17 protein-coding genes are annotated in these 19,470 nt (G+C 70.6%); 9 read left to right on the top strand and 8 right to left on the bottom strand.

Features of this window, described 5'->3' with window-relative positions; all coding sequences use genetic code 11:
* Positions 1-40: 40 nt before the first annotated feature.
* From G5C66_RS01175 to G5C66_RS01165, 3 genes are all read right to left on the bottom strand, one after another.
* Positions 41-1,330 carry a cation:proton antiporter gene (locus G5C66_RS01175; protein WP_165108882.1) on the bottom strand — a complete coding sequence of 430 codons (1,290 nt, stop codon included), beginning with the start codon at positions 1,328-1,330 and terminating at the stop codon, positions 41-43.
* Positions 1,331-1,348: 18 nt separating this feature from the next.
* Positions 1,349-2,428 (bottom strand): FUSC family protein, encoded by a 1,080-nt coding sequence (locus G5C66_RS01170; RefSeq protein ID WP_165108880.1) that lies wholly within the window; start codon positions 2,426-2,428, stop codon positions 1,349-1,351.
* Positions 2,429-2,631: 203 nt separating this feature from the next.
* Entirely contained in the window at positions 2,632-5,112 is a 2,481-nt protein-coding gene (locus G5C66_RS01165; RefSeq protein WP_165108878.1) for a DNA gyrase/topoisomerase IV subunit A, read from the bottom strand.
* A 176-nt stretch (positions 5,113-5,288) separates the two neighbouring features.
* On the opposite strand from G5C66_RS01165, the gene G5C66_RS01160 reads away from it, so the two are divergent.
* Positions 5,289-5,516 (top strand): type II toxin-antitoxin system VapB family antitoxin, encoded by a 228-nt coding sequence (locus G5C66_RS01160; protein ID WP_165108876.1) that lies wholly within the window; start codon positions 5,289-5,291, stop codon positions 5,514-5,516.
* Here G5C66_RS01160 and G5C66_RS01155 read toward each other — a convergent pair.
* Entirely contained in the window at positions 5,510-5,812 is a 303-nt protein-coding gene (locus G5C66_RS01155) for an ArsR/SmtB family transcription factor (protein ID WP_165108874.1), read from the bottom strand. The two genes, G5C66_RS01160 and G5C66_RS01155, sit on opposite strands and share 7 nt — an antisense overlap.
* Positions 5,813-5,884: 72 nt before the next feature.
* Between G5C66_RS01155 and G5C66_RS01150 the strand changes: the two genes are divergently transcribed.
* The 7 genes from G5C66_RS01150 (at position 5,885) to G5C66_RS01120 (ending at position 13,323) form a co-directional block, all read left to right on the top strand.
* Positions 5,885-6,775, top strand: a complete 891-nt coding sequence (locus tag G5C66_RS01150) for a TIGR03620 family F420-dependent LLM class oxidoreductase (protein WP_165108872.1) — start codon at positions 5,885-5,887, stop codon at positions 6,773-6,775.
* A gap of 57 nt (positions 6,776-6,832) precedes the next feature.
* Positions 6,833-9,535, top strand: coding sequence for a GNAT family N-acetyltransferase (locus G5C66_RS01145; RefSeq protein ID WP_165108870.1), 2,703 nt, complete (start codon positions 6,833-6,835; stop codon positions 9,533-9,535).
* 19 nt (positions 9,536-9,554) lie between these two features.
* Positions 9,555-10,139 (top strand): DUF5998 family protein, encoded by a 585-nt coding sequence (locus tag G5C66_RS01140; RefSeq protein ID WP_165108868.1) that lies wholly within the window; start codon positions 9,555-9,557, stop codon positions 10,137-10,139.
* Positions 10,140-10,145: 6 nt separating this feature from the next.
* The gene (locus tag G5C66_RS01135; protein ID WP_165108866.1) at positions 10,146-11,270 is read left to right on the top strand and encodes an alkaline phosphatase family protein; all 1,125 of its coding nucleotides are present in this window, start codon (positions 10,146-10,148) and stop codon (positions 11,268-11,270) included.
* Between the two features lie 112 nt (positions 11,271-11,382).
* Positions 11,383-12,009 carry a pyridoxamine 5'-phosphate oxidase family protein gene (locus G5C66_RS01130; protein WP_165108864.1) on the top strand — a complete coding sequence of 209 codons (627 nt, stop codon included), beginning with the start codon at positions 11,383-11,385 and terminating at the stop codon, positions 12,007-12,009.
* 29 nt (positions 12,010-12,038) lie between these two features.
* The gene (locus G5C66_RS01125; protein ID WP_165108862.1) at positions 12,039-12,668 is read left to right on the top strand and encodes a CGNR zinc finger domain-containing protein; all 630 of its coding nucleotides are present in this window, start codon (positions 12,039-12,041) and stop codon (positions 12,666-12,668) included.
* 10 nt (positions 12,669-12,678) lie between these two features.
* The gene (locus G5C66_RS01120) at positions 12,679-13,323 is read left to right on the top strand and encodes a thymidine kinase (RefSeq protein ID WP_165108860.1); all 645 of its coding nucleotides are present in this window, start codon (positions 12,679-12,681) and stop codon (positions 13,321-13,323) included.
* A gap of 136 nt (positions 13,324-13,459) precedes the next feature.
* Here G5C66_RS01120 and G5C66_RS01115 read toward each other — a convergent pair whose 3' ends face one another.
* Both G5C66_RS01115 and sepH read right to left on the bottom strand, forming a co-directional pair.
* Positions 13,460-15,142 carry an alkaline phosphatase D family protein gene (locus G5C66_RS01115; RefSeq protein ID WP_165108858.1) on the bottom strand — a complete coding sequence of 561 codons (1,683 nt, stop codon included), beginning with the start codon at positions 15,140-15,142 and terminating at the stop codon, positions 13,460-13,462.
* A gap of 158 nt (positions 15,143-15,300) precedes the next feature.
* Entirely contained in the window at positions 15,301-16,329 is a 1,029-nt protein-coding gene (gene sepH, locus G5C66_RS01110) for a septation protein SepH (RefSeq protein WP_277602063.1), read from the bottom strand.
* A gap of 124 nt (positions 16,330-16,453) precedes the next feature.
* On the opposite strand from sepH, the gene G5C66_RS01105 reads away from it, so the two are divergent.
* A complete protein-coding gene (locus tag G5C66_RS01105) occupies positions 16,454-17,083 on the top strand; it encodes a TRIC cation channel family protein (protein WP_165108854.1) in 630 nt (209 codons plus the stop codon).
* Between the two features lie 9 nt (positions 17,084-17,092).
* Here the strand turns inward: G5C66_RS01105 and G5C66_RS01100 are convergent, their stop codons facing one another.
* Together G5C66_RS01100 and G5C66_RS01095 are read right to left on the bottom strand one after the other, a co-directional pair.
* Positions 17,093-17,629: a hypothetical protein gene (locus G5C66_RS01100; protein ID WP_165108852.1), complete on the bottom strand. Its 537-nt coding sequence runs from the start codon at positions 17,627-17,629 to the stop codon at positions 17,093-17,095.
* Positions 17,626-19,356 (bottom strand): histidinol-phosphatase, encoded by a 1,731-nt coding sequence (locus tag G5C66_RS01095; protein WP_165108851.1) that lies wholly within the window; start codon positions 19,354-19,356, stop codon positions 17,626-17,628. The genes G5C66_RS01100 and G5C66_RS01095 overlap by 4 nt, the downstream gene beginning before the upstream one ends.
* Between the last annotated feature and the right edge of the window lie 114 nt (positions 19,357-19,470).

The following is a 19,470-nucleotide window of genomic DNA, read 5'->3' as shown; positions in this document are numbered from 1 at the left end:
GAATGCCACGCCTGGCAACCCTTCGGGTGCCCAGGTGGCCTCATCGGTGATGAGATGTCCGTTCCTCGATCCACGTCATCACCGGGGTGGCGAGGATTCCGTGGATCAGGACCGAGGCGACGACGGTGAAGGCGATGGTGGACCACAGCCAGTCGTCGGCCAAGGACGCATCCTCCCCGGCGGCGTACGCGACGTAGTAGAGCGACCCGATGCCACGGACTCCGAAGAAGGCCGCCGCCCACCGCTGATGCCGGGTGAGGGCGGTCTCGCCGTGCTGTCGACCCGGCCAGGGAGCCAGGGCCAGGATCCCGGCCGCCGGGCGCACCACCAGGATCAGCGCCAGCCCGATCGCGATGCCGCGCCAGTCGAGCGCCTCGAGCAGGCCGCGGGTGAGCGCGATGCCGAGGACGAGCAGCACGAAGAGCGTCAGCAGCCGTTCGAGCCGCTCGGCCACCTCGTGCATGGCGGCGTGGTAGTCGTGCGAGCGCTCGGCAGAACGGAAGGAGATGGCGCAGAAGAAGACTGACAGGAAGCCGTAGCCGCCGAGGACCTCGCCGACGCCGTACGACGCGATCAGCGCCGCCAGGGCGAGCAGCGACTCACCCCGCTCGGCGACGCGCAGAGCCCGGTTGCTTGACCGGAAGGCGACGTAGGCCAGCGCCTTCCCGACCAGCGCGCCGGCGAAGACGCCGATCACGACCTTCGCCACCACGTAGAAGCCGACCCACTCCAGGGCCCAGCCCGACACGGCACCCTCGGTGGCGAGCAGGATCGCGACGTACACGAAGGGGAAGGCCAGGCCGTCGTTCAGGCCGGCCTCCGAGGTGAGCGTGAAGCGGACCTCGTCGACCTCGTCGACGTCGCGGTCCCCGGTCTGCGGGCCGGCGACCTGGACGTCGGAGGCCAGCACCGGATCGGTGGGCGCGAGTGCCGCGCCCAGGAGGATCGCCACCGCGGGCGCGAGCCCGGCGGCCCAGCCGAGGACGGCGACGACCGCGATGGTGACGGGCATCCCGATCACCAGCAGCCGCCAGGTCGGCGACCACGTGCCCCAGGTCGCGCGATCACGGAGCACGAGCGGCCGGTCGAGGGCCAGGCCGACGCCCATCAGCGCCACGATGACGACCACCTCCGTGGTGTGCTCGATCGCGGCACGGTTGGCGTGCGGGTCCAGGGGCAGGCCGTCGGGGAGCGGGGTGAGCCCGATCAGCATGCCGACCCCGACCAGCACCATCGGCGCCGAGATCGCCCATCGGTGCAGAAGGTCGGGCAGCACGATCGCCAGCAGCAGGCTGGCTCCCGCCACGACGTAGACGAGGTCCGCGGTCATGCCCCCTCCGTCCCCGAGCTATCGCTCTGAACGCTCGGCGTTGACCGGGCGCGGGGTCTCCAGGCACCGCCGGATGGTGGTGACGATGCTGCCGGCGGTGAAGAGCTCGTCGTCGGGGGAGTCGCTCACACGTACGTCATGGATCCTGGCGACCAGCGCGGACAGGGCTTCCTGCGCATCCGCCCTGACCTCCGGGTCGACGGTCCGTACGTCTCCGGACTGCACCACGTCCGCGAGCGCGAGCAGGGCATGCGCCGTGTGCGGCCGCAGCTCGGGGCCGAGCCCGACGTGCTCGTTCTCCGCCCGCTCCTCCTCTTCGAGGAGCTGGGTGAGCTCCTCGACCAGGAAGCACACCCTCTCGACGCTGGCCGCCTGCTCGAGCTGTCGTTCCAGGCGGTTCCGGTGGGGCTCCCGACGCCTGTTGGCGCGGGATGCTTCGACGACGAGCTGTCGTGCGGCACGCATGTTCTGCACCGCCGGCGCCAGCTCTGCTCGGTGTTCGCTCCATTCGTTCTCGGTCGGTGGCCGGTCCCCGCGCAGAGCGTGCGCGAGCCGCCGGAGCTGGACGAGCACCTCCGCACGTACGTCGCTGATCGCCCGCTCCAACGGCGCGAGCGGAAGCTGCGGGAAGAGCACTGTCATCAGGACGCCGATCGCGGCCCCGATCAGGGTGAGTCCACCGAAGGCGCTCACGAACGCCACCGGCTCCTTGGTTCCGATGATCAGGACGAACAGGGCCGCTGTCGGAACCCAGTGGCCGGTGTCGTCGAGCCAGCTCCAGGTGCCCACGATCGTCCCCACCGCGATCACCAGCGCCACCGTCGCGGGGCTGGGCGAGAGCACCGCCCCGACGGCCAGGGCGATCGCCGAACCCAGCCAGATGCTGACGATGCTCTGGATGGACTTGCGCACCGAGCCCATCACGGTCGCGGACATCGCCACCACGGCGCCCAGGGGTGCGTAGTACGGGAACTCGCCCGCCGGCCCCGGGAAGACGGCGCCGACCCAGAAGGCGATGGCGCCGGCAGCCCCTGTCGTCAGCGTGGGCCCCCACGGAAGCCGGCGGATCCGTGCGGCCACCGTCGACCGAGACGTCACCCGAGGACACCTCGCGCAGGCTCGACCGCCCGCGTCGCCACAGCGACGGATGCGAAGGCGACGGTCATGGCATCCTCCCCCTGCGGTGGCGGCCGGCTTCGTGCGGACCACCGACCGGTACCCGCGGAGTGCCGTTTCCTAACCTCCGCTGCGCTGAGGGTGCGGATGCTCACCGAGGTAGCTCGGTGAGCAGACGGCGACGCCTACCCGGCAGAGACCGGGAACGTGTGCGCGACCGGCCCGGCGACGGCGTCGATGGGTTGCTCCAGCGGCACCCCGGAGCCGTCCCGGCGCGGGTCGATCTCGGGCAGGTCGATCGGCGCCCCGGAGGCGGCCGCAGCGAGCGGGGGAGCGGCGCCGACCCACGCGAAGACGAGGGTGTCCTCGCCCTTGAGATACCGGTGCGCGCGTACGCCGCCGGTGGCCCGGCCCTTGGCCGGGAACTCGCTGAACGGCGTGGTCTTCACGCTGCCGGTCTCGGTCCCGGGAAGCGCGGAGGACGACCCGGCCACGGTGACGACCGCGGCCCCCTCGGGGGCGTCGGGGGAGACGACGCCGAAGAAGACGACCTTGGAGCCGTGGGCCATCCGGACGCCGGCCATGCCGCCGGCGCTGCGGCCCTGCGGCCGCACCGTGTCGGCCGGGAAGTGGAGCAATTGGGCGTCAGAGGTGACGAAGACCAGCGACTCGTTGCCGGTGCGCAGCTGGGCCGCGCCGACCACCTCGTCGCCGTCAGCGAGCTTGATGACCTCCCACTCGTCCTTGTTGAGCAGCACCTCGGGGTTGACCCGCTTCACGACACCGAGCTTGGTGCCGAGCGCGAGGCCAGGACCGTCGGTGGCCAGCGTGGTGAGCGCCAGCGCGCGCTCGTCGGACTCGAGCGAGAGCAGCGCGGAGAGCGGCAGGCCGCCGGACAGGTTCGGGTCGCCGTGGGTCGGCGGCATCGCCGGCAGGTCGAGCACCCCGAGGCGTACGAGGCGACCGCGGGAGGTGAGCACGCCGATCTGCCCGCGCGCGGTCGCCGGGACCACCGAGACGATCACGTCGTGGTTGGCCCGCGCCGAGCCGGTCGTGAAGGGCTCGGCGTCGGAGGAGCGGGCCAGCAGCCCGGTCGAGGAGAGCAGCGCGAAGCACGGGTCGTCGGCGACCTCGAGGCTCATCGCCTCCAGCGCCGGGGTCCCGGCCGAGGCCAGCAGGACGGTGCGTCGCGGGGTGCCGAACGTCTTGGCCACCTCGCCGAGCTCGTCGGAGACGACCTTCCGGAGCATGTCGTCGTCGCCGAGGATCGAGTCGAGGTACTCGATGGTGGCAAGGAGGTCGTCGCGCTCCTTCTCCAGCTCGATCTTGGAGAACTTCGTCAGCCGGCGCAGCGCCATGTCGAGGATGTACTCCGCCTGGGCCTGGCTCAGGTCGAAGACGGTCATCAGCCGCTCCTTCGCCTCGCCGGCGTTCTCCGAGGAGCGGATCAGCTGGATGACCTCGTCGATGTCGAGGATCGCGATCAGGAGCCCGTCGACCAGGTGGAGCCGGTCGGCGGCCTTGTCGCGACGGAACTGGGAGCGGCGGCGGACGACGTCGTAGCGGTGGCCGAGGAAGACCTCGAGCAGCTCCTTGAGGCCGAGGGTGCGCGGCTGGCCGTCGACGAGCGCGACGTTGTTGATCCCGAAGGAGTCCTCCAGCGGCGTCATCTTGTAGAGCTGCTCGAGGACGGCCTCGGGCACGAACCCGTTCTTGACCTCGATCACCAGGCGGGTGCCGTGCTCGCGGTCGGTGAGGTCCTTGAGGTCGGCGATGCCCTGGATCTTCTTGGACTGCACCAGCGTCTTGACGCGCTCGATGATCTTCTCGGTGCCGATGTTGAACGGCAGCTCGGTGATCACGATGCCCTTGCGGCGCCCGAACGGCTCGATCCGCGTGGTGGCGCGGATCTTGAAGGAGCCCCGGCCGGTCTCGTACGCATCCCGGATCCCGTCCAGGCCGACGATGGTGCCGCCGGTGGGGAGGTCGGGGCCGGGGATGAACTTCATCAGCGTGTCGAGCTCGGCGCCCGGGTGCTTGATCAGGTGGCGCGCGGCAGCGATGACCTCGACCAGGTTGTGCGGGGCCATGTTGGTGGCCATACCGACCGCGATGCCCGTGGCGCCGTTGACCAGCAGGTTGGGGATCGCCGCGGGGAGCACGCTCGGCTCCATCTCCCGCGAGTCGTAGTTGGGCCGGAAGTCGACCGTGTCTTCCTTGATGTCGTCGGTCATCGCCAGCGCCGCCGGACCCATCCGGGCCTCGGTGTAACGCATCGCCGCGGCCGGGTCGTCGCCGCCAGGGGAGCCGAAGTTGCCGTGGCCGTCGATCATCGGCAGCCGCATCGCCCACGGCTGCGCCATCCGGACCAGGGCATCGTAAATCGCACCGTCACCGTGCGGGTGCAGCTTGCCCATCACCTCGCCGACGATGCGCGCACACTTCACGTGGCCACGGTCGGGACGTACGCCCATGTCGTTCATCGTGAACAGGATCCGGCGCTGCACGGGCTTGAGGCCGTCGCGGGCGTCGGGCAGAGCCCGGGAGTAGATGACGGAGTAGGAGTACTCCAGGAATGAGGACCGCATCTCGTCCCCGATGTCGGTGTCGAGGATGTGCTCCTCGAAGTCGTCGGGTACGTCCTGCTTGGTCTTGCCGCGTGCCATAAGGGGCATTGTCTCGAATCCCTGTGCGAACGCGACACCGGGCTCGCCGACTGCGCCGATTTCGGCTGCGATCCGAGGCACGCAGCCCTTTCGTACGCCGCGCATCCGCGTACATTGGCTGTGTAGGTCAATCCGTCCAGGAGTCACCGGTTCAACGCACATGGAGGTGCTTGAAGATGGCTGTCACCCAGATCGAGCTCGAGAACGAGCTGCTTGCGGAGGTCCAGCGGATCTCCGGCGCGACCACGCCCCAGGAGGCGGTCGAGTTCGCCGTGCGCGAGCTCGTCATCCGCAACCACGAGGGCGACGCTCCCAAGCACGCCCAGAAGCTGGCGCGGAACTGGGACTACGACGGCTGGCGGGTGCTCAACGAGCGCGACCGCGCCAACGCCGTACGTCACTGATCGAGCACCAGGTCCAGGAGCCCGGGGAACCGGCGGTCGAACTCGTCGCGCATGAGCCGGTTCATCCGCCGGTTGCCCTCGTCGCGCTGCTCGAGGAGACCGGCTTCGACGAGGGACCTGAAGTGATGGGTCAGCGTCGACTTGCCCACGGGGAGGTCGAACTGACCGCACGCGATCGTCCACGGATCGGCTGCGGCCAGCTGCCGGAGGATCGAGCGCCGTACGGGGTCGCCGACCGCGTCGAGGGCGCGCTGGAGCTCGGAGTCGGCTGCCGGGCGGCGGGAATCGGTTGACATGTTCGATCTCCGTCGTACAAGGTTGGGATGTTCGATCACTGTCGAACATAGTCGATCGGAGGGAACTCTGGCATGCCCGACCAGCAGAAGGTGGACGAGCTCAAGAGGCGGCTGACGCCGTACGGGGTGTGGACGGGTTCGCGGCAGTGGACAGATCTCGGCCGGGCGCGCGAGGTCGCGGCCGAGGTGGAGAGCCTTGGGTACGGCGCGATCTGGGTCGGGTCGTCCTCGATGCCGTTCACGGTGCACGAGGCCCTGCTCGCAGGCAGCACCGACCTGCTCGTCGTCACCGGGATCGTCAGCATCTGGGAGAACCCTGCCGCCGCGGTGGCGGCCCGCTACGCAGAGCTCGACGCGACGTACGGGAGCCGGTTCGTGCTCGGTCTGGGCAACAGCCATGCTCAGCAGGTGGGCGAGCAGACGTACGTCAAGCCGTACAGCCGAACCGTCGCCTACCTCGACGAGCTCGACGGTGCGGGCACGGTCCCCGAGGAGGGCCGGCTCCTGGCCGCCCTCCGCCCGCGCATGCTCGGTCTCGCCGGCAGCCGCACGGCAGGCGCGCACCCCTACCTGATGCCGCCGGAGCACACCGCGCACGCACGGGCCGTGCTCGGGGCGGGGCCCCTGCTGGCTGCCGAGCAGAAGGTGGTCCTCGAGACCGACCCGGCACGCGCCCGCGCCGTCGCGCGGGAGCGCCTGTCGATGTACCTCGGGCTGCCCAACTACACCAACGCACTGCTGGACTACGGCCTCGTGCCGGAGGACTTCGAGGGCGAGGGCAGCGACCGCTGGGTGGACCTGGGCGCCGCCTGGGGCGAGGAGGAGGCGGTGCGGGCGCGTCTGCATGCCCACCGCGACGCAGGAGCGGACCACGTGCTGGTCCAGGTGCTCACCGAGCGGGGCCTCTCCGATCTGCCGCTGCCCGAGTGGCGCAGGCTTGCGAGCGCTCTCCAGCTCACGTGACGATCCGGCAGGGCTCGCCATGAGCGTCGACCTGGGACCAACCGCTAGATTTCTCTCGTGACCGCGCAGCAGACCCCGCCGTACCCCTCCCACTGGGAGGCGGACGTGCTGCTGCGCGACGGGCGGACGGCACACATCAGGCCGATCAGGTCGGCGGACAAGGACCTGCTGGTCGACTTCTACGACCACCGGGTCAGCGACGAGTCGAAGTACTACCGCTTCTTCTCGCCGATGCCGCACCTGTCGGCCCGGGACGTCGCGCGCTTCACCGAGGTCGACCACAAGGACCGGGTCGCCTTCATCCTCACGCTCCGCGGCCGGATGATCGCGGTCGGGCGCTACGACGTGGTCAAACCGGGCGAGGCCGAGGTCGCCTTCCTGGTCGAGGACGACTACCAGGGCCGCGGCATCGCGCAGATCCTGCTCGAGCACCTCGCCCAGGCGGGGCGCGAGCGCGGGGTCACCAAGTTCACCGCCGACGTGCTCCCCGACAACGCCCGGATGATCCAGACCTTCCGTGACGCCGGCTACAAGGTGGCCAGCGTCTACGAGGACGGGGTCATCTCGCTGCAGTTCTCGATCGACGTGACCGACACCGCCGTCGGCCGCCTCGCCCTGCGCGAGCACGAGGCGGAGGCGGCCTCGATCCACCGCTTCTTCAACCCGCGCTCGGTCGCGGTCATCGGGGCCAGCCGGCGGCAGGAGACCGTCGGCCAGGCGCTCGTACGCAACCTGGTGATCGGCGACTTCACCGGCCGCGTCTACATGGTCAACCCCAGCTCCAGCGCGGTCAGCGGCATGCCGGCCTACAAGAGCGTCCAGGACATCCCCGACGACGTCGACGTGGCGATCGTCGCGGTGCCCGCCGACGCCGTGCAGGACGTCGTGCTCGACTGCGCCGCCAAGGGCGTGCACGGTCTCGTGGTCATCTCCAGCGGCTTCGCCGAGACCGGCGAGGAGGGCCGCCAGCGGCAGCGCCGGCTGGTCAACCTGTCCCGCTCCTACGGGCTCCGCCTGATCGGGCCCAACGCGCTCGGCGTCATCAACACCGACCCGCAGGTCAGGATCAACGCCAGCCTCGCGCCGACGATGCCGCCGCGCGGTCGTGCGGGCTTCTTCTGCCAGTCGGGTGCGCTCGGCTCCGCGATCCTGGAGAAGGTCAACAACCGCGGTCTGGGCCTGTCGACGTTCGTCAGCGCCGGGAACCGCGCCGACGTCTCCGGCAACGACCTGCTCCAGTACTGGGAGGAGGACGCCTCGACCGAGGTCGTGATGATGTACCTCGAGTCGATCGGTAACCCGCGGAAGTTCTCCCGCATCGCCCGCCGCGTCTCCCAGCGCAAGCCGATCGTCGCGGTCCGCTCGGGCCGCACCACCCAGGGTGTCCCGATGGGCCACGCGGTCCGCAAGATCAGCGCCCCGCCGGCGGCGGTCGACGCGATGTTCCGCCAGGCCGGGATCATCCAGGTCGACACCCTGGACGAGATGTTCGACGTCGCCCAGCTCCTGGCCCACCAGCCGCTCCCGCGCGGTCGGCGCGTGGCCATCGTCGGCAACTCCGACGCCCTGGGCCTGCTCGCCGCCGATGCCGCGGTCTCGGTGGGGCTCCAGGTCAACAAGCAGGTCCCGCTGCCGACCGAGCCGAGCGCCGAGGACTTCGAGGACGCGCTCGACGCGGCCATCGACGACCCCGAGGTCGACGCGGTGATCTCGGTCTACATCCCGCCGCTCAACGTCTCCGGCGAGGAGATCGCCAACGTGCTCGCCGCGGTCGGCGAGCAGTCCGACAAGCCGCTGGTGACCAGCTTCCTCGGTGCCGAGGGTGTCCCCGAGCTGCTCCGCGTCCCCGACGTCGCCGGGTCGACCGCCGGTCGCGGCTCGGTGCCGTCCTACTCGTCGGTGGAGTCGGCCGTACGCGCCCTGGCCAAGGTCGTGGAGTACGCCGTGTGGCTGCGCACCGCCGACGGCGAGACGCCGTGGTTCAGCGCCGAGGAGTGCGACCCGCGCACGGCGCGCAAGATCGTCACCGACGTGCTCGCCGCGCGCCCCTCGGGTGGCGAGCTGAGCCGCGAGGACCTGACGATGGTGCTGGCTGCGTACGGGATCAAGCTGTGGAACACCCACCGGGTCACCACCCTCGAGGAGGCGATCGCCGCCGCCGAGGACCTCGGCTGGGACGTCGTGCTCAAGGCGACCGTGGAGAGCGTCCGGGAGCGGCCCGACCAGGCCCACGTCGTACGCAACATCGACGACGTCGACGAGATGACCGAGGCCTGGGAGCTGATCACCAGCCGGATCCCGCCCGAGACCGGCGGGTTCGCCGTGCAGCGCACCGCGCCGCCGGGCGTCCCGGTCGCGATCCGCTCGATGGAGGACCCGCTGTTCGGGCCGGTGGTCTCCTTCGGCATCGCCGGCCCGATCACCGAGCTGCTCGCCGACCGCGCCTACCGCATCCCACCGCTGTCCCAGCGCGACGCCGCCTCGATGGTGCGCGAGATCAAGGCTGCGCCCATGCTCTTCGGCTACCGCGGCGGCGACATGGTCGACGTCGACGAGATCGAGCGGCTCGTCCTCAAGGTCGCCCAGCTGCAGAACGACCTGCCCCAGATCTCCTCGCTCGACCTGTCCCTGGTGCTCGTCGGCCTGGAGTACTCCGCCGTCCTGACCGCCACCGCCCGGGTCGACCTGGTCGCCGATCCGCGCTCCGACTGGTTCGTACGCCGCCTCAACCCGGCGGTGGGCGACACCCTTCCTGGCTAGGCGTGGAAGGATGGGTGGCATGAGCACCCGCACCGAGGATCTCGACCGCGCCGACGACCTGCGCGCCGAGATCGACCGCACCGGCTACTACCCCGAGGTGGTGGCCGACTGTGTCGCCTCCGCCGTGGCGGGGGAGAAGGTGTCCTCCTTCTTCCTCCACCACGAGCCGACGTTCGACCGTGACGAGGTGCGCCGCCACCTCTCCGTGCTGGTGCTGACCCCGACGCGGCTGATCCTGGCCCACACCGACGAGCACGCCGGCGACGACCTGCTGCCGGAGCCCTACACCTCGACGTCGACCGAGGCCGTACGCATCGACTCGGTCAACTCCGTGGTGGTGACCCGGATGATCACCAACCCGACCAAGGGGTCCAGCAAGCCGGCCGAGGTCGTCATGACCATCGGCTGGGGCGGCGTGAACCGGGTCGACCTGGAGCCCGCGGGCTGCTCCGACCCCAACTGCGACGCCGACCACGGCTACACCGGCGTCCTCACCCCCGACGACTTCTCGCTCCGCGTCTCGGCTGCTGCCGACGGTCACGACTCGGTCGACCGCCTGCTCTCCTTCGCGGAATCGCTCTCGGCTCGCACCCACAGCCGGTGAGCGTCGGTGACCGGGTTTCTCGCCCCCGCCTACGGGGAGCGCTCACTGGGTGATGTCCTGCCGGCGGTCGCCGCCGCCATGGACATCCCTTTGGGCACCTCCGAAGCGAGGTCCGGTCTCGAGCTGCCCTCGGCGGCTGCGTACGTCGTCTTCCTGGTCGACGGGATGGGCACCAACCTGCTGCGCCGCTATGCGCACGCGGCACCGTTCCTGGCGTCGCTGAGCGAGGACCAGGAGGCCGGCACGGCCGGCGTGCCGTCGACCACCGCGACCAGCCTCACCTCGTTCGGCACCGGGCTGACGCCCGGCGGTCACGGTCTGGTCGGCTACACCTCCCGGGTCCCCGGCACCGATCACCTGCTCAACGCGCTGCAGTGGCGCAAGGACGTCGACCCGGTCGAGTGGCAGCCCAACCAGACCGTCTTCCAGCGGCTGGGCGAGGCCGGGGTGCCGGTCACGGTGATCAACAAGCGGGTCTTCGGCGGCTCCGGGTTGACCATCGCCGCCCACCGGGGCGCGGAGTTCGTCGGCGCCGACCGGGTGGGGGAGCGGATCGCGTCGGCGGTCGCGCTCTCGCGGGTGCCGGGATCGCTGACCTATCTCTACGACGGCGATCTCGACTGGACCGGCCACAAGTACGGTGTCGCCTCCTCGCCCTGGCTGCAGCAGCTCTCGATGATCGACGCCGAGGCCGAGCAGCTGCGTGACGCCCTGGACCCGTCCGTACGTCTCCTGGTGCTCGCCGACCACGGCATGGTCGACTCGCCGGCCGCGTCCCGCACCGACATCGACGACTTCCCCGAGCTCCGCGACGGCGTCGCCCTGGTCGGCGGCGAGGCCCGCTTCCGCCATCTCTACTGCTCGCGCGGCGCGGTCGACGACGTGGTCGCGACCTGGTCGGAGAAGCTGGGCGACAAAGCCGATGTGATGACCCGGGAGGACGCCATCCGGCGCGGCTGGTTCGGGCCGGTCACGCCGTCGGTGCTGCCGCGGCTCGGCGACGTCATCGTCGCCTCCCACGGCGAGCACGCCGTGGTCTCGACGAGCCTGTTCCAGTACGAGACGACGCTGGTCGGGCTGCACGGGTCGCTGACGCCCGACGAGATGCTCATCCCGCTCCTGGTCTCCTAGGGGAATGAAACCCGCTTCTAATGGTTACAACCTATGTATCCGTTAGGGACGACTCGCCGGTGTCCGGCGGGAAGGGGTTTGTCGTGGGTGTGCACAGAGTCGAGGGCCGGCGATGACCGGGCACTACGCGCAGGTCGCGTTCACGCCGCTGGTGACCGACCACCAGGAGATCCACGGGAGCGCCGCCGCGTACACCCGGATGGCGGAGACGGGCGGCGAGCCGGACCGGATCGGCAGGGGAGAGGCGGCATTCATCACCTCGCGTGACAGCTTCTTCCTGGCGACCGTCAGCGAGACCGGATGGCCCTACATGCAGCACCGCGGCGGGCCGCCCGGGTTCCTGAAGGTCATCGACGAGACCACGCTGGGGTTCGCCGACTTCCGCGGCAACCGCCAGTACATCACCCGCGGGAACCTCGACCACGACGAGCGGGTCTCGCTGTTCCTGATCGACTACCAGCTGCAGGCGAGGATGAAGATCTTCGGTCGCGCGCGGGTCGTCGAGCCCGAGGACGACCCCGGGCTGGTCGAGGCACTGACTCCGGCCGGGAGCTCGGCGCGGGTCGAGCGTGCGATCCTGATCGACGTCGAGGCGTACGACTGGAACTGCAAGCAGCACATCCCGCAGCTGGTGCCCCTGGCGGCCGCGCGGCACACCGTCGCTCAGCTGACGGAGCGGATCAGCGAGCTCGAGGCGCAGCTGGCTGCCGCGCCTGGCGGTGTAACGACCCAAACCTAGACTGACCATTAGGACGGACGAGGAGATCGATGACGGAGGAGGCGGCCGTGGAGGTGCCCGTGCTGTACCCCGCCCAGCCCCGGGCCGTACGCCTCATGAACACGATCTGGGCCGACCGAAGGGGCGTGCACGACTCCCTGGAGACGGTGGCGCACCTCGAGGCCTGGGCCGAGGACGCGGGATTCGGGCGCCATGAGGACCTGAACGAGCACGACCTCGCCCGGGCCCGGGCCCTGCGCGACGCCCTGCGCCGGCTGGCCGCCGACGTGACCGCCGACGACCGGCCGCACAGCGTCTCGGAAGGACTGAGCACGGAGACCGCGCTCGCGGTGCTCAACGAGTTCGTGTCCCACTGTGCGCCCGCCCTGCGCCACGGCGCTCAGGGCGTCCTCGAGCGGGAGTGGCTCACCGACGGCTCCGGCCTGCAGCGGGAGCTGAACCTGGTGGCGTTGGAGGGGTCCGAGGTGCTGGCCGAGCCTGCGCCCCACGAGCTGAGGGCGTGCGGCGGCCCGGGCTGCGTCCTGTACTTCGTCCGCGACCACCCCCGGAGGGAGTGGTGCTCCGCGGGCTGTGGCAACCGGGCCCGGGTCGCGCGCCACTATCGGCGGAACACGTCCAGCCAGCAGGGTCCTGCCACGAGCCGCCGTTCAGCACACTAGGCTTCCGCGAGTGGCTGAGCTGACCTTCTGGACCGGGACGATGGACGCAGGGAAGTCGACCCTCGCGCTGCAGACCAACCACAACCACGCGGCTCGCGGCAGGATGGGACTCATCTTCACCGCTCATGACCGCTCCGGCGAGGCGGTGGTCACCTCCCGGCTGGGTCTGACCCACGACGCGATCGAGGTCACCGACGACTTCGACTTCTGGCGCCACGCCGTCGACGCGCTGACCCACGGCGCCCGGATCGACTACCTGATCTGCGACGAGGCGCAGTTCTACACGCCCGAGCAGATCGAGGCGCTGGCCAAGATCGTCGACGAACTGCAGATCGACGTGTTCTGCTTCGGCATCCTCACCGACTTCCGCACCCGCCTCTTCCCGGGTGCCGCCCGTCTGGTCGAGCTCGCGGACCGTACGGAGGTGCTGCAGGTCGAGGCGCTGTGCTGGTGCGGCAAGCGGGCCACCCACAACGCCCGGGTCGAGGACGGCGTCATGGTCACCGAGGGTGACCAGGTCGTCGTCGGCGACACCGATGACGCACCCAGCGCGGTCTCCTACGAGGTCCTCTGCCGCCAGCACCACCGCCGCCGCCTCACCGCGGCCCGGGCACAGTCCGTCTCCCTGGTGCCCGAGCCCCTGCCGTTCGGCTGACGCGCCACGCTGGTCGAGCCGCCGGAGCCGCTAGGCGGAGGCGTGTCGAGACCAACACGGTCCCATCGCGCTCGATTCGACCGTGTTGGTCTCGACACGCTCGGCCGCAGGCGGCCTCGCGGCTCGACCAGCGGGGTCAGCGGTTGAGGGTGGGCATGTCGACCGCGGCGTACTTGGTCCCGACGGGCGCGTTCTGGGTGTCGAGCTGGACGCCGGGGCGGCCGTTCTCGACGACGTAGGTCGCGCGGGTGGAGATCGGGGCGCCCCGGCGCTCGACGTACGGCACGACCCGGAAGTCGGTGGAGAGCTCGTCGGGCGTGACCTTGACGCGTACGTAGCCACGCTGGCTGTTGAAGAACTTCAGGTGGTCGTTGGCCCGCAGCAGGGTCTCGCCGCCGGTGGTCATGTCGGCGCCGTCGCCGCCGCTGGAGATCGAGGTGCCGACGAACTCGCTGCCGACGACGGCCGACTCGGGGTCGTCGTAGTCGGCCAGCAGGTTGCTGGCGTAGTTGTGGTGCCGGTCGCCGGTGATGACGACGAGGTTCTCGATGCCGCTGGTGCGGGCGCCCTCGAGGAGCCGGTTGCGGTTGGCGATGTAGCCGTCCCACGGGTCCATGTAGAGCGTCTTGGCCTCGGTGTCGTCGAGGTCGGTCTCGGCCATCGGCGCCTGGTTGGCGAGCACCTGCCAGCGAGCGGACGACTGCCGCCAGTTGCGCTGCAGCCACCGCTCCTGCTCGAAGCCCATCATCGAGCGCGACGGTTCGTAGATGTCGGGCGTCAGCTCCCGGCTCGCCGGGTCGCTGCCGTCGCCGTAGGCCTGGTCGTCGCGGTACTGCCGGGTGTCGAGCACGTTGAAGTCGACCAGGTCGCCGTAACGCAGGTTCCGGTAGATCTGCATGTCCGGGCCGTCAGGCAGCGCGCTGGCGCGGAACGGCAGGTGCTCGTAGTAGGCCTGGAAGGCAGCCGTACGCCGCGGCATCCAGAGCTCGCCCTGCGACTGGCTCCGCTCCTCGGGGATCTCGTCGGCCCAGTTGTTCTCGACCTCGTGGTCGTCGGGGGCGACCACGAACGCGTGCGACTGGTGGGCGGCCATCAGGTCCGGGTCCGACTTGTAGAGCCCGTACTGCTGGCGGTAGCGCGCCAGGTCGAGGGTCTCGCCGGACAGCGAGGGGTCGACGGTGGTCCGGCGCCAGTTGTTCTCGGGGGTGACACCCGACTCGTACAGGTAGTCGCCCAGGTGGAAGACGACGTCGACGTCCTCGTCGGCGAGGTGCTGGTAGGCGGTGTAGAAGCCGTGGCTGTAGAGCGCGCACGAGGCGAACGCGAAGCTCATCGTCGACAGCGAGGAGCCGTACGCAGGTGCGGTCCGGGTGTGGCCGGTCTGGCTGACCTCGCCGGCTGCCATGAAGCGGTACCAGTAGTCGCGTCCGGGGCGCAGACCCCAGACCTCGGGGTGGACCGAGTGCCCGAAGTTCGGGGTGGCGGTGACGGTGCCCGACTTCACGACCTTGCGGAAGAGCGGGTCCTCGGCGACCTGCCAGCGGACCTTGACCGGCTCCTGCGGCATGCCGCCGCGGCCGTCGGCGGCGAGCGGCTCGGGGGCGAGGCGGGTCCAGAGGACCACGGAGTTGGGGAGCGGGTCGCCGGAGGCGACGCCCATGGTGAACGGGTAGCCGGAGAGCACGGTGGTGTTCTTGACGGACACGGCGTCGGCGGGGATCGAGCCGGTGCCGAGCAGCATCGCGGCGGAAGCGGCGAAGCCGGTCGAGGCCGTGCCGGAGATGAGGGAGCGTCGGCTCAGCGATTCGGGCAGGAGCATCGGGGGCCTCCGAGAAAGGTGGAAGTGCGTGCCTCCACTCACCCCATCGGCGGTGCGTGAACGCCGACCGACCCCTGCCCGACTCTGGTCGGTCGGCTCCCCGACGCATCACGGACCGGCTGATGGCCGGTCCGTGAACGTGGTCAGACGAGTCGGAGCTAGTCCTGCTTGCCGCCGCCGAACATGATCTCGTCCCAGCTCGGGACCGAGGCGCGCTTGCGGCGCGAGGACGACTTCTTGGCAGGCTTCTGCGGAGCTTCCTCGGCGGGCTCGGGCTCGGCCGGGGTCGCCGCTGCCGCGGGCTCGGCGGCGGGCTCCGCCGGGACCGGCGCCTGCTTCTCGGTCGGCGTCTCATCGCCCAGGAACGCCTCGAGCGGGGTGTCGACGTCGACCGGTGCCGGCTTCGCGGCCTTGGCCTCCTGGACCGGCTTGGGAGCCGGGGGAGGGGTCGCCGGAGCGGCCGGGGCCTTCGCACGGCGCCGGCGGGCGGCGAGCATGTCGTCGGTCACCGGCTCCGGCTCGGGAGCGGGCGCCTCGAGCTTCTCGCCGGTCAGCCAGCGGGCGTCGTCGTTGTCGAGCTCGACGTAGTTGCCGGGAGCGTCGTAGGTCAGCTCGGCGATGCCGGAGCGCTCGGGGGTCTCGTACTCACCGGTGAGCTTCCAGCGGCCGTCGGGGCGCCGGTAGGAGTCCCAGTTGACCGAGTCGGGGTCGGCGTACATCGTCTGGAAGTGGGCGCTGACCGCCTCGCCCAGGGTGCGGGCGGTGCTGGCGGCCTCGCCGGGCCGACGACGTACGGAAGCCTGCTGGGCACGCTGCGCCATGTGCTCGCGCTCGGCGAGGACGGGACCGGCGAAGGCCAAGATCTTCTCGACCGTGGTGCCGGCGACAGCGGCGACCTCCTCGGCACTCTCACCCGCACGGATACGGGTCTGAATGTCACGGGGCCGCAGGCTGCTGCTCGGGGTCTTGTTCACGGTTTGCTCCGATCGGCGGGTCGACACAGCCTCGAGTGCTGCACGGAGACGGTCGTCGATGTCGGCGGTGTATTCACGATCCTCGTCATCGACGAGAAACATGCGTAGACCATCGTCACTGACCGAGATGAGCCGCAGAAGGACGGGCCCAGCCTCATCCGGTGCCTGCTCTTCGAGCTGGCCCGGAGTCAGGGGTAGTCCTTCGGCCGACATCCTCTTCTCAATTCTAGAAACGGTTGTGACGACCCTACGCCACTGACCTTCATCGTATGGGGTGCCCATGCCGCGAGACCGTGGCATTTGGGGTTTTTGGGACGTACGAGGCGACCATTTGTCGGTGGAACAGACGCTGACCCTTCTCGTGCTCGACCTGGTCGGGTGCTTCGTCTTCGCGCTCTCCGGAGGCCTGATGGCGGTCCGCAAGGAGCTCGACATCTTCGGCGTGATCGTCCTCGCCTGCGTCACCGGTCTCGGCGGCGGCTTCCTGCGCGACATGGCGATCGGCGCGACGCCGGTCGCTGCGCTCTCCGACTGGCGCTACCTCGCCGTGCCGATGGCGGCCGGTCTGCTGACGTTCTACTTCCATCCCGCGCTCGGCCGCGTGGAGCCGCTCGTCAACGTCTTCGACGCCCTCGGGCTGGGGCTGTTCGTCATCGCCGGCGCGGTCAAGGGCCTCGACTTCGGGCTCTCCCCGCTCGCCGCCGCGGTCATGGGCCTGGCCACCGGCGTGGGCGGCGGCGCGATCCGCGACGTGCTCGCCGGCCGCGTCCCGATCATCCTGCGTCGCAGCGTCTTCTACGCGATCCCGGCCTTCGCCGGCGCCGCGGTCGCGGCCTTCGGCCTGTACGCGGGGGTGCCGGCGACGCTCGCGATGTCGGTCGCGTTCGTGACCTGCTCGGGGTGGCGGCTGCTGGCGATGTGGCGCCACTGGGAGGCGCCGCTGCCGAGGGGCTCGGCCTCGGTCTGAGGCTTCTGCTCAGTGGTCGGAGCAGCAGGGGATCTGGTGGCGCATCTCGAACGGCACCAGACCCGAGACGGCCCGCTGGACGAGGAGCACGCAGCGCCCCTCGCGCCACACCGGTCGCGCGAACCCGGTGAGATCGAGGGTGTCGCCGGGCTCGAGGTCGATGCCCGCCAGTCCCTGGACGGCGTCGACGATGCTGTCGGCCTCGACCGCCGCCACCGTGGTGACCGTCTCGATCCTCGTCCGGCCCGGATAGCGGGCCAGGCGCCCGGCGGTGCGGGCCGCGGCCTCGGCGATCGCGGGGGAGTCGGTGGTGACGTACGCGTCGGGGAGGCGGTCCGCCAGCAGCGCGGTCAGCTCCTCGACCGCCGGACCGCCGGGCCAGTCCAGGACGGCGACGAGGCGGGCGGTCGGCTTGCGCACGACATGGGTGCTGATGACGTACGCGTCGTCGGGCTGCGCCGCGCCGAGCACCTCGTCCAGGCGGTGGACGAGGTGCTCGGCGCCGGCGAGATCCCGGGCTTCGGCGTCGACGGCCAGGGTGGTCATCGAGTCGGGACGACCCAGACCGGGTTGGTGTAGAACCACAGGTCGACCCACGGGTCGGCGTCGCCGACGACGTCGATCGCGGGACCGGCCGGGTCGATGCTCGCACCCAGGTAGCCGGGCTGCGACCGGTTGGCGTCGGTGCCGCGGACGCGCACGTAGAACGCCTCCTCGACGCGACCGAGGTCGTAGCGCAGCTGGAACGTGCCGGTGCGACCCGAGGTGTCGGTCTGCTCGATCACCTTGGTGTCGGGGGCCTTCCAGGTGTCGCGGTCGGTGACGTACGTCGGGTCGACCGCGCCCCGGATCACGTCGACCCGGTTGAGCGACGGGACGAACTGCGACCAGTTCGGGACGTCCTGGGCGGCGATGGTGACGACCAGCGAGATCCGGCTGCCCTTCTTGGCCTTGAGGGTGCCGCCGAGGCTCTCCGAGCCGCCGTCGGAGGAGACGACGCGGACGTCCACCGACTTCACCAGTGCGCCGTGGTCGACCCAGACGCGGCCGTTGCGCAGGCCCTTCATGACCGCCCCGTAGCTGCGCTCGGTGGCGCCGACGTGGGTGCGGCTGTAGTAGCCCGGCCAGAAATCACCGGCGGTGGTGTTGAGAGAGCCCGCGTAGACCGGGTCGCCGTAGCGGCCGTTGGCGTTGAAGGAGGCCGAGTCGGAGCCGTCGGGGCGACGCGAGGTCGTGCCCCAGTTCACGTGGGAGTCGGAGTTGGCGCTGATCGACCACGGCTTGCCCTCGGCGAGCAGCGAGTCCCACAGACCGCCGACGGTCGAGGTGAACCAGTCGAAGCCGCCCCAGGAGCGGTAGGACTCGGCGGGGTAGCCGGGGAAGGAGTTCGGGCCCGGGCCGTTGCCGTAGTAGCCGCGGGCGCTGCCGGGGCCGTAGCCGGCGGGCAGGCCCGCCGCCTGGTGGCCGGGCGCGCCCTCCCAGCCGACCGCGATCCGCGGGTCCGCGTCGCGCCAGGCACGCACCTCGTGCGGGCTGTCGATGCCGTTGCGGGCCGGGTGGTTGGCGAGGAAGAGGGCGTCGGCGACGCGGCGCTTGTCGACCTGCTTGCCGAGCCACTGGATGCCGGCGACGGCGAGCGCCTCGTTCTGCGGGGAGTTGCCGCTGGCGCCCTTGACCGACCCGTCGTAGTCGTTCTCGAACTGCTTGAGCACCGCGACCTCGTTGGCGCCCGGGGCGACGAAGACGGTGCCGTGCTCGGCGGCCGGGATGTTCCACTCCAGGCCCTGGAAGATCAGGGTGTCCTTGAGGATCTTGCGCGCGGCGACGATGTCGGGGTTGACCAGGTCGACGCCCAGCTTCGCGTGGGTCGCGCCGCCGTGGTCGGTGATGACCAGCCAGTCCAGGCCGTACGCCGCGCCGTGCTGCGCCTGGTCGATGACCCGGTACATCGCGTCCGAGCTGTACTGGGTGTGGATGTGGTGGTCGCCGGCGAGCCAGTGCCGGATCGTCGCCCGGTTGCCGCTGCGCGCCGTGGCGGTCGCGGTCTCGGCCATCGCCGGGGTCACGCCGGTCATGCCCGCCATCCCGGCGGTCACCGCGCCGGCGATCCCGGCGGCGCGGAGCAGGTTGCGACGCGTGACCTCGGCGGGACGCAGGTCGCTGTCGGACGCGTCCGAGGAGGCGGCGAGGGTGATCCCGTCGACCTCGTGGGAGTGAGAGTGGGCGTGGCCGTGATCGTGGGCGTGATCGTGGGCGTGGTGCTCGTGTGACACGTTGAAACCTCCGCTGGGGGTAAGCCGTCTCCGCGTGCCCGAGCAGCGGCGCTCAGAGCCAATCGGCGCCGGGTGGCCGGGGTACGTCGCCCGGTTGCCCTCCCGGTGAAATTT

This window comes from Nocardioides turkmenicus, from assembly GCF_011045035.1.
Classification (GTDB): Bacteria; Actinomycetota; Actinomycetes; order Propionibacteriales; family Nocardioidaceae; genus Nocardioides; species Nocardioides turkmenicus.
The sequence above is the reverse complement of the archived record's forward strand: the minus strand, read 5'-3'. Positions and strand labels throughout refer to the sequence as shown.

Coding starts and splice junctions, on each gene's coding strand:
- G5C66_RS01175 (WP_165108882.1), bottom strand. CDS start 1,330: ATGACCGCGGACCTCGTCTACGTCGTGGCGGGAGCCAGCCTGCTGCTG.
- G5C66_RS01165 (WP_165108878.1), bottom strand. CDS start 5,112: ATGGCACGCGGCAAGACCAAGCAGGACGTACCCGACGACTTCGAGGAG.
- G5C66_RS01160 (WP_165108876.1), top strand. CDS start 5,289: ATGGCTGTCACCCAGATCGAGCTCGAGAACGAGCTGCTTGCGGAGGTC.
- G5C66_RS01155 (WP_165108874.1), bottom strand. CDS start 5,812: ATGTCAACCGATTCCCGCCGCCCGGCAGCCGACTCCGAGCTCCAGCGC.
- G5C66_RS01150 (WP_165108872.1), top strand. CDS start 5,885: ATGCCCGACCAGCAGAAGGTGGACGAGCTCAAGAGGCGGCTGACGCCG.
- G5C66_RS01140 (WP_165108868.1), top strand. CDS start 9,555: ATGAGCACCCGCACCGAGGATCTCGACCGCGCCGACGACCTGCGCGCC.
- G5C66_RS01130 (WP_165108864.1), top strand. CDS start 11,383: ATGACCGGGCACTACGCGCAGGTCGCGTTCACGCCGCTGGTGACCGAC.
- G5C66_RS01125 (WP_165108862.1), top strand. CDS start 12,039: ATGACGGAGGAGGCGGCCGTGGAGGTGCCCGTGCTGTACCCCGCCCAG.
- G5C66_RS01115 (WP_165108858.1), bottom strand. CDS start 15,142: ATGCTCCTGCCCGAATCGCTGAGCCGACGCTCCCTCATCTCCGGCACG.
- sepH (WP_277602063.1), bottom strand. CDS start 16,329: ATGTCGGCCGAAGGACTACCCCTGACTCCGGGCCAGCTCGAAGAGCAG.
- G5C66_RS01100 (WP_165108852.1), bottom strand. CDS start 17,629: ATGACCACCCTGGCCGTCGACGCCGAAGCCCGGGATCTCGCCGGCGCC.